Source organism: Variovorax sp. J31P207, assembly GCF_030316965.1.
In the GTDB taxonomy this organism is placed as follows: domain Bacteria; phylum Pseudomonadota; class Gammaproteobacteria; order Burkholderiales; family Burkholderiaceae_C; genus Variovorax; species Variovorax ginsengisoli_B.
On the sequence record NZ_JASZYN010000007.1, the window covers coordinates 150532 to 166349 of the forward strand.

The window sequence follows — 15818 nt, forward strand, 5'->3', positions numbered from 1 at the left end:
AATCCGCGCGCGGCGTCCAAGAGTCTTTCGCGCGGCGACACATCACTGGAAGGAACATCATGAGCACGATCACGACCAAGGACGGCACAGAGATCTTCTACAAGGACTGGGGCAAGGGCCAGCCGATCGTCTTCTCCCACGGCTGGCCGCTGTCGGCCGACGACTGGGACAACCAGATGCTGTTCTTCCTGGCGCAGGGATACCGTGTGATCGCCCACGACCGGCGCGGGCACGGCCGATCGACGCAAACGTGGACCGGTAACGAGATGGACACCTACGCCGACGACCTCGCCGCGCTCACCGCCGCACTAGATTTGAAGGATGCGATCCACGTCGGGCACTCCACGGGCGGCGGCGAAGTGGCGCGCTATCTAGGGCGCCACGGCACGAAGCGCGTCGCCAAGGCCGTGCTGATCGGTGCGGTGCCGCCGCTGATGCTCAAGACAGCGGCCAACCCCGGCGGCCTGCCGATCGATGTGTTCGACGGTATCCGCGCCGGTGTCGCCGGCAACCGGGCCGAGTTCTACCGCGACATCACGCTGCCCTTCTACGGCTACAACCGCGCGGGCGCGAAGATCTCCGAAGGCATCCGCCAGCATTGGTGGTTGCAAGGGATGATGGGCGGCATCAAGGCGCACTACGACTGCATCAAGGCATTCTCTGAAACTGACTTCACCGAAGACCTGAAGAAAGTCGACGTGCCAACCTTCGTCATGCACGGGGACGACGACCAGATCGTGCCGATCGGCGCTTCGGGGCTGGTGTCGGCCGAATTGGTGAAAGGCGCCAAGCTCAAGGTCTATCCCGGCCTGCCGCACGGCATGTGCGCGACCCACGCCGACGTGATCAACGCCGACCTGCTCGCATTCATCAAAGGCTGATCTGCGCGTGTCCGGAACCAATCATGAAGGCCTCCAAGCTCTCCGTGGCCGCAATGCTCGGCCTCTTGCCTATGGTGCCGCCTGTCTGCGCGGCCGGGCCCAACTCGCCCACCACCACCGCGCCCACGCTGCGCATGAATGTCGATGGGCAGGAGATTGCGTACCGCGTCATTGGGGCCAGAACTGGTGCGCCTCTGCTGCTGCTCAATCGCTTTCGCGGCACCATGGACCACTGGGACCCGACGCTGATCGATCGAATCGCGACGAAACGAACGGTGATCATGTTCGACCAGCCCGGATTCGGGCGCTCGTCCGGCGTACCTGCGGATTCGCTTCAGGATTTCGCCGCCATGGCGGCGCGCGTGGCAGCCGCCTTGGACCATTCGCAGATCGATGTGCTCGGGTTCTCGATGGGCGGCACCGTGGCCTTGCAGCTGGTACTCGACCATCCAGGCCTCGTGCGCCGCCTGGTGATTGCGGGGTCGGGGCCGGGCCATGTTGCAGACGCTCCAGCGACAAGCCAGACTGCCGACGCCTCCATATGGCAGATCGCGACCAAACCCGTGAACGACGACCAGGACTTCCTGTTTTTGTTCTTCGAGCCGACGCCGACGAGCCGCTCTGCCGGGCAGGCCTATCTGTCTCGCCTGAGCGCACGCAAGGATGCTTTCGTGAAGCACGTGGAGCCGGCGGCCTGGCAGGCCCAGCTGAAGGCCGCCAGGGCGGTTGGATCTGAGAGCACCTCGCTACTTCCTCGGTTGAGTAAGGTACGGCATCCGGTGTTGATTGCCAACGGGCGTCACGACGTCATGGTCCCTACCTACGCTTCCTATGCCATGTCTCAACAGTTGCCGAACGCGAAACTGGTCGTCTATCCGGATTCCGGACACGGATTTCTCTTCCAGTACCCGGAGGAGTTCGCGGACGAAGTGCTCAGGTTCGTCGAGTCTGGTGAATCATTTCGTCACGACGCGAATCCTTGAGTTGTACCCGCGCCCCTCCGAAAGGTAGCAAAGCCGCCTCGCATTGCGCGGTCACACTGGGGCGTTGTCAGATCGAACATGCCGCGCTGGGCGACCGCTCGCGCCAGTAGTGCAGACGCCCGGAGCGTTGGATTGAAGGACTGAGTTGGGCCCCGAACGCCAGTTCGCTGGATGTCGAAGCGGCCGTTCAACTCGATCTCGTCGCGAAGCATTAGTTAGCAGCTCAGGGCCGCGTCATTGGCGACGTTGGCCTGCGTCCGCTTTGCGGAGTCGAAAAGGTAGCGGGCATTCCTTGACCTTCATGCGCCCTATGCTCCCATTCCATAACGCGCCTGTCACACGACAAGGCGCAGCAGCGCTTCTCTGGCGCGGAGCCTGACAGTCAGCTCGCTTGAGATGCGCAACCTGCCGGAAGGGCCCGGCGAATGGGCTAACTGCCGGCAGCCCGCAAGCCGACACCATAGCCAGCACCCATCTCCGAGACGACGGCCTAGCGTTCGAGCTGCCCCTTGTGCTAAGGCCGCGGCTGGATCTGCGAAGACTACCCCGACCAGCTGAGCGCTCCGTCGCCCCGCACCCGCTTTGCGGTGAGGGCGGTTCGGAGGTAATCTCGGCGCATGAATCCGCGTCCGGACGGCTTTGCACGCCGGCTCATCGTCCTCGGTGCGGCAGCCGGCATCGCGCTTGGCGTCTGGCCAGCCGACCGCCCGCGGCGCATCGGCTACATCTCGTTTTTTCCGCGGCCAAGCCCCGGCGCCGTGCCGGTCTTCGATGCCTTTTTCGCCGGCATGCGCGAGCAGGGCTACGAGGAGGGCCGCGACTATGTGATGGACTGGCGGGACACCGGGGGCAAGCCGGAGGGTTTCGACGCGCACGCCGCCGCACTGGTGGCGGACGGCGTCGACCTCTTCTTCTGTCTTACCACCGGCGCGGCGATGGCCGCGAAGCGTGCGACGAGCGCGATCCCGATCGTGTTCGCAGGGGTGAGCGATCCGGTCATGAGCGGCCTGGTCCCGTCGTTGGCGCGCCCCGGGGGCAACCTCACCGGCATGTCGGCCGTCGACGACCAGCTGCACGGCAAGCGGGTCGAGTTGCTGCGCGAGTTGCTGCCGCAGGCCCGCGAGGTCGCGGTGCTGTGGATGCCCGACTGGGTGGCCAACCGCAACGAGCTGACGCAGATCGAGGCGCTGGCGCCTCGGCTCGGCATCCGCATCCGGCGGGTCGAGCTGAACCGTGTCGAGGACATCGCGGCTGTCATCCCGCCACTAGGGCGCACGCGCACCGACGCGTTGTTCATCCTCCCAGCGCCCTGGCATGTCTACTCGAGCGCCGAGCTGGTGACCGCAGCGACGCAGGCACGCCTGCCGACCATCGGCGTGGAGCGCTACCACCATGTCGGTGGCGCCGTGCTGACGTACGGGGCGGACTACGCCGCGCTGGCGCGCCGCGCCGCCGGCTACGTCGACCGGATCTTCAAGGGCGCCAAGCCCGCCGACCTCCCAGTCCAGCAGCCGCTAAAGTTCGAACTGCTGATTAACCTGAAGACTGCCCTTGCGGTCGGTGTCGCGGTGCCCAAAAGTCTCTTGTTGCGCGCCGACGAGGTCGTACGTTGAGAGGCTGCGGGGCGCTGTGACCGCCGGCCTCTTCGCCTGCAGCCGACTGTCGCGAAGGTCGGCTCCTGGCCGGGACTGCCTGTTCGCCAAACTCGCCGATAACAGTCCTTGGCCAATCGGGCGTCACGCCGAAGGTCAGCTGTCGGGCACGGCCGCGAATTGGTGCTCGCGGCCATGACCGGTCCTTGGGCTGCGCGAAGCGAAGGGCAAGTCAAGCCCTGCAAGCCGACATAGACTTGCGCTCGCTGACGATCTGGCCGTGCTCTTCATGCGCAGTGCCGAGTCCATCTGCCGCGCAGACTCCATGCGATAGATCTGAGGCCTCGAAATTCCGTTGTACTACGCTGCCCATCCAAGAACCGGACCCAGCACCCACAAGGCGATGCTGATTGTCAAAAACGACAAAACGGTTGCCAGCAACAGCGCTGCCGCACACATTTCCTCGAAGCCATACTTCTGGGCCAGGATGGGATAGATGCTGAGCATCGGCGTGGCAGCGAACACCACGGCTGCGGCCCGCAATGTCGGGTCGTTCGGCGGCACCAGCCACATCATCAGTCCCACCGCCAGGGGATGCAACAAGAGCTTGCCCAGGGCGATGGTGGTCACGTCCCGCCGCATACCCTTGGTTTTCAATCCGGTCAATGTGCCCCCGATGACGAAAAGGGACACTGCTGCCGAGGACATCGCCAGCATGTTGATGGTGCGCGCCAGCACGCCGGTGATCGGAATTCCGATCAATGAGACGGCAAGGCCGCCCACGATCGCCAGGATGACCGGATTTCGCGACAGCTGGGTGAGCGACTGCATGAGGATGCGATACCACTTGCCCGCGCCCGCATGGCCGCTGTCCGCCATCACCAGTGTGAGCGGAATCATCAGCAAGTTCTCGACCAGCATGCACATCGCGAGGCCGACCGCAGCCGACGACGGCCCGGCCGCCAGTATGGCGATAGGGTAGCCGATGAAGCCGCTGTTCGAACTTGAGCAGCCGAGCCCGCACAGCGCACTCAGCGTAAAGCTCTTGCCCTGCCAGCGCCAGGCCCAGCCAAAGGCGGCCATCATCACGACGAGCGACCCGACGGCATAGCCGAGCACGTAGCGGCCATTCATGACCTCGTCGACCCGGCGCTGGGACAGCGCCGTGAACACCAGCGCGGGGAGTGCAAACTTGACAACGTAAGTGCCGAGCACGCGCATGTCTAGCTTGCTGAAGGTGCCGGCGCGCCCGGCCAGAAAGCCGAGCGCAATGACGAGGTAGATGGGGCCCGTGATGGCCAGTGTTTGCAACATGGAATCAGCGTCGCCTGTCCGTCGTGACGGATTTCGACGCGCAAAGGTTCTTCAAAGCACTGAGCGTGCCAAGTGGCCGGCAGATCCTTGACGGACCGACGGTATCCGAATCCGCAAGCTCGTGCGCAACGTTTTCTATGGCATCCCCGCGGCTAGCTCGTAGTGTGTCGTGACGGCTGAGTCGTCCTTTGCACCCAGTCCTCGTGCCGTGGTACCAAGGAAAGCGAGGTAGGCTGCGTGCGCGAGTGCCGCGGGAAAACGCGACTCGCGTGTCGCGTCCAGCACCAACGACATGTCTTTCACAAAGATGTCGACCGCCGAGGAGATGTCGTCGAACTGGCCAGCGACCATCCGCGGCCCTCGGTCGGCGAGCATCCAGGAGCTGGCCGCCCCGCTGCTGAGGATCTCCAGCGTCAGATCGAGCGGCAGACCCTGGTGCTTCGCAAGCGCCAGCGCTTCGCCCGCAGCAGCCAGATGCACGCCACACAGCAGTTGGTTGAGAACCTTCATCTGCGCACCGGAGCCCGCCGGGCCAAGGTAGTGCACGCGTGAGCCAAAAGTCCGGAGCACCGGAAGCGCCAGATCGAAGGCCTCACGCGTCCCCGAACCCATGATGGTCAACGTCCCGCGCTCGGCACCGACCGCGCCACCCGTGACAGGCGCATCGATCAGCGAGATTTCGTGACTCGCCAGTCGCCCTTCGAGTGCGCGAACGTAGGACGGATCCATGGTGCTGCAAGCGATGAAGACGGCACCCGCTGCAAGCTCCCCGACCAGTCCGTCGTCGCCAAACAGCACGGCCTCTGTCTGCTGCGAGTTGACGACGAAGCACACGACGATCTGAACCTGGGCCGCCAGCTCTGCAAGTGAGCATGTAGGCGTTCCCCCTTGCGCTCGCAGCCAGTCGAGCGCGTCGGAGCGCACATCGCAGCCCACCACGTCAAAGCCCTTTGCCAGCAGATTGCTGACCGCGCCGCGGCCCATGGCGCCGAGACCGATGAATCCCACTTTTGTCTTGATACTCATGATGTCTGGATCCAGAAGATGCTTGAAGCTGCGGCGGCGCGTGTTCAGGCCTTAGACCCAGCGCTTGATCTGCTGGCCCATCATCTGGGTGGAGATGCCGTAGCGGTCGTGCAGGGTCGGCAGCGCGCCCGCGTCCAGGAACGCATCCGGCAATCCGATCTGGCGGAACGTCGTCGTGACGCCCGAGCGCATGAGGAGCGTCGCTACCGCCTCGCCCAGGCCGCCGATCACCGAGTGGTTCTCCGCCACAACGACGAGCCTTCCCATCCGCCGGACCTCGGCCAGGATCGTCGCCTCGTCGAGCGGCTTGATGGTCGGAACGTGCAGGACCGCGACATCGATGCCGTCGGCCTGCAGTTGTTGTGCGACCTCCAGCGAGCGCATCGTCATGAAACCGCTGGCGATCACCAGCACGCTCTTGCCGTCGCGAATCAGCTTGGCCTTGCCGAGTTCGAACTTGTAGTCGTACTCGTCCAGCACCATCGGCACGTTGCCGCGCGGCAGCCGCATGTAGACGGGGCCCTGGTGATTGGCCATCTGGGGCACGGCCTGTTCGACATCGAGCGCGTCGCACGGATCGATGATCGTCAGGCCGGGAATGCCGCGCATCAACGCCAGGTCCTCGGTCGCCTGGTGGCTCGGTCCGTAGCCGGTGGTCAGGCCCGGCAGCGCGCAGCACATCTTGACGTTGAGGTTTTCCTCGGCAATCACCTGGTGCACGAAGTCGAAGGCCCGACGCGTTCCGAAGACGGCATAGGTCGTCGCGAAGGGAATGAACCCCTCCTTGGCCATGCCGCCGGCGGCCGCCATCAGCAACTGCTCGGCCATGCCCATCTGGAAGAAGCGTTCGGGATACTCGTTCGCGAACAGGTGCAGGTCGGTGTATTTGGCGAGGTCGGCCGTCATGCCGACGACCTCCGGGCGATTGCGGCCCAGCTCGATCATGGCTTTGCCGAAGGGCGCCGCCTTGACACGCTGGCCCTCGCCGGCGATGGAAGCAATCATCGCCGAGGTCTTCAGACGCGGCTTCTTTTCAATGGTGGCATTCATGATGCGGCTCCTTCGGTTTGTGTGCGGTCGGTATGGGCGATGGCTTCTTGCCATTCAGGCGGGTCTACGCGGATGAAGTGGTTCTTGTCGCGGCTCTCGAGGAAGGGCACGCCCTTGCCCATCAAGGTATCGAAGAGGATGACGCGTGGCTTTTCATCCTTGAGCGCACGGGCCGCATCGAAGGCACCCATGACGGCGGCCAGGTCGTTGCCATCGACGCGCTGCACGTGCCAGCCGAACGCTGCCCATTTGTCGGCGAGCGGCTCGAAGCCCATGATCTTTCCGGACGGGCCATCGGCCTGCTGGTTGTTGATGTCGATCAGGCAGATCAGGTTCGTGAGGCGATGGTGGGCCGCGCCCATCGCAGCCTCCCAGGTCGAGCCTTCGTCCAGCTCGCCGTCGGACATCGAGTTGTAGACGAACGCTGGGTTGTTCTTCAGGCGCAGACCGAGCGCCATGCCGACCGCGATTGGAAGACCCTGGCCGAGCGAACCGCCGGACATTTCCATGCCGGGCGTATAGGTGACCATCCCCGACATCGGCAGGCGGCTGTCGTCGCTGCCGTAGGTTTCGAGTTCCTCTTCGGAGATGATCCCGGCTTCGATGAGTGCGGCATAGGCAGCGATCGCGTAGTGGCCGTGCGAGAGCAGGAAGCGGTCACGGCCTTCCCACTCTGGGTCCTCGGGCTTGTAGGTCATGGCGTGCTTGTAGGCGACCGCCAGGACGTCGGCCCAGCCGAGCGCCTGGCCGATGTAGCCCTGTCCCTGAACTTCGCCCATCTGCAGTGCGTATCGGCGAATGCGGTAGGCGCTTTGTTGAAGCGACGATAAATCAGACATGAAAATCTCCTTGCTAGAGGTGAGTTGGGAGGGTGAGCGGGGAGGTGAAGGGGTCAGAGGAAGCCGATGGAGATCCATGGGATCGCCGCGACAAGAACCGTTCCGAGGAACAAGGCGACCATGTAGCCCACGATAGGCTTCATGCCCTCGTTCGGATGAATCCGGCTGATGGCGCACGCCGCGTAGTAGCCGACGCCGAATGGCGGCGCAAAGAGACCGATGCCCATCGCAAGGGTCACGACCATCGCGTAGTGCACTTCGTGGATGCCGACTTGGCGGGCGATGGGGAACAGCAGCGGTCCAAGCAGCACGATGGCGGGGATGCCTTCGAGCACCGAGCCGAGGATGATGAAAGCCACCACCGACACCGCCATGAAGGTGATCCCGCCGCCCGGCAAGGCTTTCATCGCGTCGGCGAGAGCGGTCGAGAATCCCGATTGCGTCAGCGCCCAGGCCATGCCAGTGGCGGCACCGATGATGAACAAGATCGAGCCGGAGAGCGACGCTGTACTCACCAGCATCGGATAGACCCGCTTCCAGTCGAACTGACGGTACACGAGAAGCCCGGCAATCACCGCGTAGACAATGCCGATTGTGGACACCTCGGTCGCCGTGGCGACGCCCTCGACCACCGCTGCGCGGATGACGACCGGAAGAGCAAGTGCCGGGATCGCAATCATGAAAGATTTGGCGATCTCACGACCGGAAGCCTTGCGCACGCCCTTGAGGTTCTCGCCCCGATAGCGCCACCACACGAGTGCGGCCAACGTCGCCCCCACCACGACACCCGGCAGCAGGCCCCCAGTGAACAGGGCTGCAATCGAGACGCCCGTCGCGGAGCCGATCGTGATCAACACCAGCGACGGCGGGATCGTCTCAGTCTGCGCGCCCGTTGCCGAAAGCAGGGCCACCAGGTCTCCAGGCTTCGCGCCCCGCTTGCGCATCTCCGGGAACAAAGCTGGTGCCACGGCTGCCATGTCGGCCGCCTTGGAGCCCGAGATGCCCGAGACCAGGTACATCGCGCCGATCAGCACATAGGACAGCCCACCGCGCACATGCCCCAGCAGGTTGGCCAGGAAGTTGACCATGGCGCGGGCAATGCCCGTCATTTCGATGAGCAGGCCCAGCAGCACGAACAGCGGAACGGCAAGCAGGATCAGGTGGCTCATGCCCTCGTCCATGCGGCCGACGACAACGACAGTCGGCGTCGTGGTGGTCAGCGCGATGTAGCCGAAGGTCGCCAGCCCGAACGAGAACGCGATCGGCACCCCAAGCAGCACCAGTGCACCAACGCCAACCACGAAAAAGAGCAACAGGTTCCAGTTGCCGAGCTTCGCGAACAGCGGGCCTACCAGCGCCATCGCCCCAATGACGAGGGCGACGAGGCCCAACGCCAGAAGCGCGTCCTTCAGTCGGGCGATTCGGAACATCTGGATGACGCCGACCAGCAACATCAGCCCGAGGCCGATCGGCAACGCCGAAGCCCGCCAGGAGTTCACGATGCCCATCGCCGGCGTCGTGACAAAGACCTCGTCTTGCGCGAACTCGTAGGCAGGATGAACCACGAATGCGAGGAACGCAATAGCCGCAGCGATGGCGACCAGATCCAGGAAGGCTCGTTTTCGGGGTTCGAGCTTGCCGACGATCGCCGTCATGCGCATGTGTTCGCCGCGTTGGAAGGCAACGATCGACCCCAGCATCGCCAGCCACAGGAACAGGATCGATGCCAGTTCGTCAGACCACACGAGCGGCTCGTGAAAGACGTAGCGGCTCGTCACCCCTGCCAGCAGCACGACGACCTCGGCCAGCACCAACAGTGCGGCCGGAATTTCGATCAGCGTGCCAAGCACCTTGTTCAGCGTCTCCAGCCAGGCAATCGGCTCGCGCCTGGCCACGGCGCTCGCCGCTTCAAGCTCATCACTACTAATGTTCATGGCTTTCTTTCGGGCGAACGGTGGCCGAGGGCCTGCGCAGCAAGGCGCGGCTCACCGATCAAAATGAATGAATGAATGATCCACCGGGCCCCGGAGACATCCGGAGCGAGGCAGCGACCTGTCAACCGAGCTTGCCGGAGACCTTTTCGAGGAGTTCCCACGGCGCCGCGCCGTACTTTGACTTCCACTCGCCGTAGAAGCCCGTGCTCGCCAGCTTCTTGCGGAAGTCTTCCTGCTGCACGTCGAGGAAGGTGATGCCCTTGGCCTTGAGGTCGGTCATCAGGCTGGTGTTGAGCTTGGCAACGTCGACCCGTTGATCGGTCGCGGACTTGTCGAGCTCCCGCTTGATGACCTGTTGCACGTCCACCGGCAGCTTGTCGAATGCTCGCTTGTTGCCCAGCACCCAGTAGCCGTCCCAGACGTGGCCGGTCAGGCTGCAACTCTTTTGAACCTCATAGAGCCGCGCCGTTGCGATGATGGCGAGCGGGTTCTCCTGGCCTTCCACCACCTTCGTCTGCAATGCGGTGTAGACCTCGTTGAAGTTGATGGGCGACGGGGCGGCCTCCAGCGCCTTGAAGAGGGAGGTCAGCGGCGGCGCAGCAGGCACGCGCACCTTGAAGCCCTTCAGGTCGGCTGCGGTCTTGATCTCTTTTCCGGAAGAGGTGATTTGACGGAAGCCGTTGTCCCAGATCTTCGACACGGTGAAGATGGGCGTCTTCGCGATCTCGGCCCGAATATGGTTGCCCAGATCGCCATCCATCGCCTTCCACACGTCGTCATAGTTCTTGAAGGCAAAGCCGACGCTGGTCATGCCCGACACTGGCACGAAGGTCGACAGAATCAACGACGAGAGGTTGAAGAACTCGACCGAACCATTGCGCACCTGTGTCAGCAGGTCGGTATCGCTGCCCAACTGATTGGCCGGAAACAGCTTGATGTTGACCCGACCCGAGGTGGCTTCGCGGATGCGGTCGAGCGCTTCCTTGGCACGCACGTTGACGGGGTGCGTCGGGTCTTGCCCGGTGGCGTACTTGAGTTCGAACTCGGCCGCGTCCGCACGGCGCGTGAGGATCGAGAACAGGGGCAGTGCTGCACCTGCGGCCAGCAGTTGCCGACGGTTGAACTTGGTAGGGGCGAGCTTGGGATCGGTCATGTCTGTCTCCTGGTTGTAGAAGTGAAAGCGGTCGCTGATGACTCAATGGATCAACATGCCGCCGTTGACGTCGAGCGTGATGCCCGTGCAATACAGCGACAGGTCGCTGGAGAGGAATACGCAGGCGCCAGCAATGTCCTCGGCGCGGCCCAGGCGGGCGAGCGGGATGGTCTCGGCAATCTCGGCCTTCTTCTCTTCGGTGAGCTTGCCTTTGATGATGTCGGTGCCGATCAGGCCGGGCGTGATGCTGTTGATGCGGATACCGACTGGACCGAACTCCCGTGCCATCGCGCGTGCCAGGCCAAGCACACCGGCCTTCGCCGCGGAGTAGTGCGGACCGCCCAGAATGCCGCCGCCGCGCTGCGCGGAAACCGACGAGATGCAGACGATCGACCCGCTCTCTTGCTCCTGCATGGCCGGCAGGACGGCCTGCGACATGTACAAGGTGCCGCGCAGGCTCACGTCGAGTACGCGGTCGTAGTCCGAACCGCTGATGTCGAGCGTCTTCACCGGCTGCGTGATGCCCGCGTTGTTGACCAGCGCATCGATGCGACCGAATGCCTTGAGCACCGCTGCGGCAGCGGTATCGCATGAAGCCTTGTCGGTGACATCGGCCACGATGCCGAGATGGCCCGGGCCAAGTTGCGCGGCCGCCGCCGCCGGGTCGGCGCGCTCCAGGTCGAGCACGGCGACCCGTGCACCGTGGGCAGCCATCAGGCGCGCCGTAGCGAATCCGAGACCGTTGAGGCCGGCGCCGCCGGTGATGACGATAACTTTGTCTTTGAGAAGCATCGATTTGTCTCCAGAGTGGTGTGAAGCGGCTGCGGCGCGGACATGCAAATTTGTTGTCTGTGACCGCCTGCAGCGAAGTGGTCTCGTTGCATTGGGGCCAATGGTCGTCCGGTGCGAGCATGACGACAAGCGAAGTGTTTTCAGCCTAAGATGACGTTCTTTCATCCAACGACCGGGTTGACCCTATGTCCACATTGCCCGCCGTGACCAACCTGCAGGCGTTCGAGGCGGTAGCGCGTCGACGAAGCTTTGCGCTTGCAGCGTCTGAGCTCAATCTCACTGCCTCGGCCATCAGCCATCAGGTCTCGCGTCTCGAAGCGCATCTCGGCGTGAGGTTGTTCGAGCGCAGCGCGCACGGCGTGCGCCTGAGCGCTGCGGGGGACATGTACCTGTCGAAAGTTGGCGGCGCGCTGTTGGCCATCGCATCCGCGACAGACGACTTGCGCCAAGGCGTGAGCAACAGCCTGTATGTGCACTCGGCGCCCAGCATCGCGAGCCTCTGGTTGATGTCGCGGCTGCGCGGCTTCGCGCAGGCCTTCCCGGACATCTCGCTCAACTTGTCAGCTGCGCACACGCCCAGCGATTTCGCCCTCGGACAGTCCGACGTCGACATCCGCTACGGCATACCGAACTGGCCCGACCTGGTGGTGGAACCCTTGTTCGAGGAACGCATCGTGCCGCTCGCCAGTCCTGCGTTCATCAAGCAGCACGGCCTGAAACGCATCGATCAGCTTTCCACCGTGAAGCTGATTCAGAGCAATGTCAGCGTGGTGCAGTGGTCGGACTGGTTTGGGCAGTTCAGCGACAAGCGGGCGCCGGACTGGTTCGCCGTGCGCTTCGATCGGGCCCAGATGTCGCTCGATGCCGCCACTCAGGGCCTCGGCGTCGCGCTTGAAAGCACGACGATCGCCGCCAAGCATATCGCCGAGCGCAAGCTGAAGCCTGTGTTCGGCCTCGATCAAGCCGTCAAGGTCAAGGCGCACTTCGCCGTGTATCCACCACGGCACGCCAAGCGACCCTCCGTCAAGGCGTTTCTGGAATGGATCCACGGCGAAGCGGCAAGAAGCTGATCGCACTCACGGCGCTAACTTCAGCGCTGGCCATAGGGAGCATTTCACTGCCAAGCCCATGCGGCGCGTTGCGTGCTTTGCGAACGCCCGCTTTCCGTTGCAGCGGACCTTGTGGATTCCCAAACGAAAGACGGCACCGGGCCCATCTGCGACTTTGGAATTCTCGAATTTTTCGGCAGAAAGCGGTCATTTGCCACGCGCACCTCAAGCCGACTCATTGAACGAACCGACCCCCGGCAGGCCATACCCACATGCCGCAACAGGGCGACTTGCGCCAGCTGTGAGGCGCTCGAGTCGCCTCGATGCGTCACCAACTCAGCGAGCCGCGATGCACTCGACTTCGACGCGAGCGTTAAACGCCAGGCCGCTTGATCCAAACGCACTACGTGCCGGAAACTTCCCCGCCGCGAAATAGGTCTTGTAGACGTCGTTGAAGGCGTTCCATTCATTCATATCGGCCAGCATCGCGGTGCACTTCACTACATCGGCCAACGTGTATCCATGCGCCTCCAGTGATGTCTTGATGTTCTCCATCACTTGTTTGGCCTCCGGCTGTATGCCACCAGAGGGCAGCTTGAGGCTCCCGGGAATGTTGCCGATCTGGCCTGACAGGTAGAGTATCGGGCCCACCTGCACTGCCTCGGAGAATGGCAGTGTTGTGGGAAGCACCTTTCCGGAGTTCAAATGCTTCGGAGCCGCACAACCGCTAACCAAAAAGATTGCGAGGCCAGCAAGCGCTATGGGGAGTAGCAAGCGGCCGGCGGCGCCATAGCCGCAAGACAGTGGATTTGATCGAAAGTGCTTGGAACTCATGGGGCACCGATCGCTACAAGAAATTTTTCGATATCGCTCATGTCGTTGAAGACAGATGGCGAGATGCGTGCATGATTTGCGCGCAAAGTAATCTCGATCTTCGCGGGTGCAAGCCGCGGCGCCAACTGGGATGCGTTCAGATAGGCGAATGTCACGATGGCCGAGTTGGAATCGGTCGGCGTCACCACTTGAAAGCCTCTGGCCCTCAAGCCGTTCTGCAAAGCGTCGGTCATGGGCTTTCGATAGGCTTGAATCTTGTCGGGGCCCACGCTCTGAATCCAGTCGATCGAGGCCGCGCAGGCCGCTTCGATCGCACTTGCTGGGAACGATCCCATGAAGTACCCAGCGACTGAGTTGATCTGAACGCTTTCGTATGGGACGCTGCCCGGCGGATCAAGCGGATACACATGAAGAATCGGAGCCGCAAAGTTGCGGGTCTGGCGATAGCCATACCACGGGCGCCCAAGTTGGGGCAGAAGGCTTTTGCGCACGTACAGAAACGCGAAGCCGAAATCGCCCATGAGCCACTTGTACGTACCGCATGCGGCAAAGTCCACACCTGCAGCCTTGACGTCAATAGGCATGTTGCCAGCGGACTGAATCAGGTCGACGTACACGAGCGCCCCACGCGAGTGCGCCAGGTCGCAAACCGCCTTGAGGTCATGAGTGAATCCGTTGTACAGCGACACATGCGAAATCGCAACAAGCTTGGTTCCAGGCGAGATCGCCGCATCCAGCGCGGAAAGTGAGATGCGGTAGTCCGCGTCCATTGGAACAGTGATGACGTCCACTCCCCGAAGCCGATACTGCTCGTACATGTAGAAGGACCCGACGAAGTGAAGCGCGTCGGTCACTACCCGCCCACCAGACTCGGGCAAACCTAGGGCCTTCGTGACGAGGTACTCACCCATCGATGTACTCGGAACGTACGTGACCTCATCCGCATCGGCATTGATCAGGGCCGCGAATTTCGCCGTGGCCGTCGCGCTTCCGCCCGCAAGCGTTGTCTTCGACTGCGCATACGACGCCAGGGCATCCTTGGCATAGGTGTTCCATGGGTGATCAGCGGCTCCGTTCAGGAAGACGCGGTCGGCCACGCCAGGGAAGAGCGCCTTCGCCGGCAGCGTCGGCGTGGGCGCAGGGGGTTCGGCCGCTGTTGCTGTGCCGATAGGCAGAATTCCTCCCGAAGCGCCACCTCCGCCGCCGCAAGCGGCGAGTTGTCCGCCCAGGACGCCCGCTACCGACGCGCTGCCCACAGTCTTCAGCCAGCGACGCCGAGAAGTAGCATGCGCTGTCGTGTTTTCCGAATCGCTCATATTTGAAACTCCATGTTGATGATGTCAACAATATGTTGAATCTTGGCGCGTAAGTGCCCTACAGTGGGGCGACTCGTCCAAGGCCGAGCTGGGGTTGAGCAAGACCTATGCCAAAATTCAACACCAAGTTCAATTGTTCTACATTTTGTTGAAACGTCGATTAGGGATTTCACTCGCTATGCCCCGCTCCCCAACCAACGCACAGACTTCGCCCCCGCCAACGGCTACTCTGAAGCCCCGGCGTACCAAGCGACAAACATCCAGCAACGCCGAAGCTGCACCAGTTCCTGCGGCCCTCAAGGAAGAGCGTCGGCGAATCATGGAAGTTCTCAAGCCTGTGGTGCACATGATGGGTTCAATGCTGGGCCCGAACATCGAGTTGGTCCTCCACGACCTCACCAATCCCAGCGCGTCGGTCACCGCGATCGCAAATGGCCACGTTTCGGGTCGCGAGGTTGGCAGCCCCATCCTCACCGGACCGAAGGACGACCGGGCGTTCTCCGCTGCATTGACAGCGGCCACTGATACAGCGCAGAGCGGTCATTCGGTCGTCGATGCCTATCCGACTCTCAGCCCGAGTGGAACACCCCTGCGATCTGCGACCGTTGTCTACAGGGACGCGGAGGGCATCCCCTTTGCTGCGCTGTGCATGAACGCCGACCTTACGGTGCTGAAGCTTGCCCATGCCTGGCTCGAGCAATCCATTCATGGCAGGCCGCCCTCTGCCACGGCGAATGAGGTGCACAGCGATCCGCCCGACATGGATGCGTTGATGGGCGAAATCATTCAGTCAGCCGTGCATAAATTTGGCAAGCCCGTGCAGTTCATGTCAAAGGACGAGAAGGTGCACGCCGTCGAAGAAATGCTCAGACGGGGCCTCTTCATCGTCAAGGGCGCAGTGGGCCGGGCAGCAGCAGCGCTCCATATGTCACGCTTTACGATCTACAACTATCTGGATGAAATTCGCGAGCGAGAAGCAGGATAGGGTCATCCTCAGAGCACCGGACGGGGGATCGGTCACCTCGGTCCAGTGACGATTGAGCTCCGTGCCAGGT

Annotated in this window: 14 protein-coding genes; 5 read left to right on the top strand and 9 right to left on the bottom strand. The window is 62.8% G+C overall.

The window, feature by feature from the left end:
* Positions 1-59 precede the first annotated feature (59 nt).
* The 3 genes from QTI68_RS23850 to QTI68_RS23860 all read left to right on the top strand — a co-directional run bounded on the left by QTI68_RS23850 (position 60) and on the right by QTI68_RS23860 (position 3477).
* The gene (locus QTI68_RS23850) at positions 60-881 is read left to right on the top strand and encodes an alpha/beta fold hydrolase (RefSeq protein WP_286525086.1); all 822 of its coding nucleotides are present in this window, start codon (positions 60-62) and stop codon (positions 879-881) included.
* Positions 882-904: 23 nt separating this feature from the next.
* On the top strand, positions 905-1864 hold the full coding sequence (locus QTI68_RS23855) for an alpha/beta fold hydrolase (protein WP_286525087.1): 960 nt from the start codon (positions 905-907) through the stop codon (positions 1862-1864).
* Positions 1865-2481: 617 nt separating this feature from the next.
* Entirely contained in the window at positions 2482-3477 is a 996-nt protein-coding gene (locus tag QTI68_RS23860; protein ID WP_286525089.1) for an ABC transporter substrate-binding protein, read from the top strand.
* Between the two features lie 339 nt (positions 3478-3816).
* Here the strand turns inward: QTI68_RS23860 and QTI68_RS23865 are convergent, their stop codons facing one another.
* From QTI68_RS23865 to QTI68_RS23895, 7 genes are all read right to left on the bottom strand, one after another.
* Positions 3817-4770 carry an AEC family transporter gene (locus QTI68_RS23865; RefSeq protein WP_286525091.1) on the bottom strand — a complete coding sequence of 318 codons (954 nt, stop codon included), beginning with the start codon at positions 4768-4770 and terminating at the stop codon, positions 3817-3819.
* 135 nt (positions 4771-4905) lie between these two features.
* Positions 4906-5796 (bottom strand): NAD(P)-dependent oxidoreductase, encoded by an 891-nt coding sequence (locus tag QTI68_RS23870; RefSeq protein ID WP_286525093.1) that lies wholly within the window; start codon positions 5794-5796, stop codon positions 4906-4908.
* A 51-nt stretch (positions 5797-5847) separates the two neighbouring features.
* Entirely contained in the window at positions 5848-6846 is a 999-nt protein-coding gene (locus tag QTI68_RS23875) for a transketolase family protein (RefSeq protein ID WP_286525094.1), read from the bottom strand.
* A complete protein-coding gene (locus tag QTI68_RS23880) occupies positions 6843-7685 on the bottom strand; it encodes a transketolase (RefSeq protein WP_286525569.1) in 843 nt (280 codons plus the stop codon). The genes QTI68_RS23875 and QTI68_RS23880 overlap by 4 nt, the downstream gene beginning before the upstream one ends.
* 53 nt (positions 7686-7738) lie before the next feature.
* The gene (locus QTI68_RS23885; protein ID WP_286525096.1) at positions 7739-9619 is read right to left on the bottom strand and encodes a TRAP transporter large permease; all 1881 of its coding nucleotides are present in this window, start codon (positions 9617-9619) and stop codon (positions 7739-7741) included.
* A gap of 121 nt (positions 9620-9740) precedes the next feature.
* Complete coding sequence (locus tag QTI68_RS23890; protein ID WP_286525099.1) at positions 9741-10772, bottom strand: TRAP transporter substrate-binding protein; 1032 nt, start codon at positions 10770-10772, stop codon at positions 9741-9743.
* 42 nt (positions 10773-10814) lie between these two features.
* Positions 10815-11564: an SDR family NAD(P)-dependent oxidoreductase gene (locus tag QTI68_RS23895; protein ID WP_286525570.1), complete on the bottom strand. Its 750-nt coding sequence runs from the start codon at positions 11562-11564 to the stop codon at positions 10815-10817.
* 185 nt (positions 11565-11749) lie between these two features.
* On the opposite strand from QTI68_RS23895, the gene QTI68_RS23900 reads away from it, so the two are divergent.
* On the top strand, positions 11750-12634 hold the full coding sequence (locus QTI68_RS23900; RefSeq protein WP_286525101.1) for a LysR substrate-binding domain-containing protein: 885 nt from the start codon (positions 11750-11752) through the stop codon (positions 12632-12634).
* A 315-nt stretch (positions 12635-12949) separates the two neighbouring features.
* On the opposite strand, the gene QTI68_RS23905 is transcribed toward QTI68_RS23900, so the two are convergent.
* Positions 12950-13447, bottom strand: coding sequence for a RidA family protein (locus QTI68_RS23905; RefSeq protein WP_286525103.1), 498 nt, complete (start codon positions 13445-13447; stop codon positions 12950-12952).
* The gene (locus tag QTI68_RS23910) at positions 13444-14763 is read right to left on the bottom strand and encodes an aminotransferase class V-fold PLP-dependent enzyme (protein ID WP_286525105.1); all 1320 of its coding nucleotides are present in this window, start codon (positions 14761-14763) and stop codon (positions 13444-13446) included. Before QTI68_RS23910 ends, QTI68_RS23905 begins: the two co-directional genes overlap by 4 nt.
* Before the next feature lie 94 nt (positions 14764-14857).
* Here QTI68_RS23910 and QTI68_RS23915 point away from each other — a divergent pair, with 94 nt between their 5' ends.
* The gene (locus QTI68_RS23915) at positions 14858-15748 is read left to right on the top strand and encodes a helix-turn-helix transcriptional regulator (protein WP_286525106.1); all 891 of its coding nucleotides are present in this window, start codon (positions 14858-14860) and stop codon (positions 15746-15748) included.
* Positions 15749-15818: the final 70 nt, after the last annotated feature.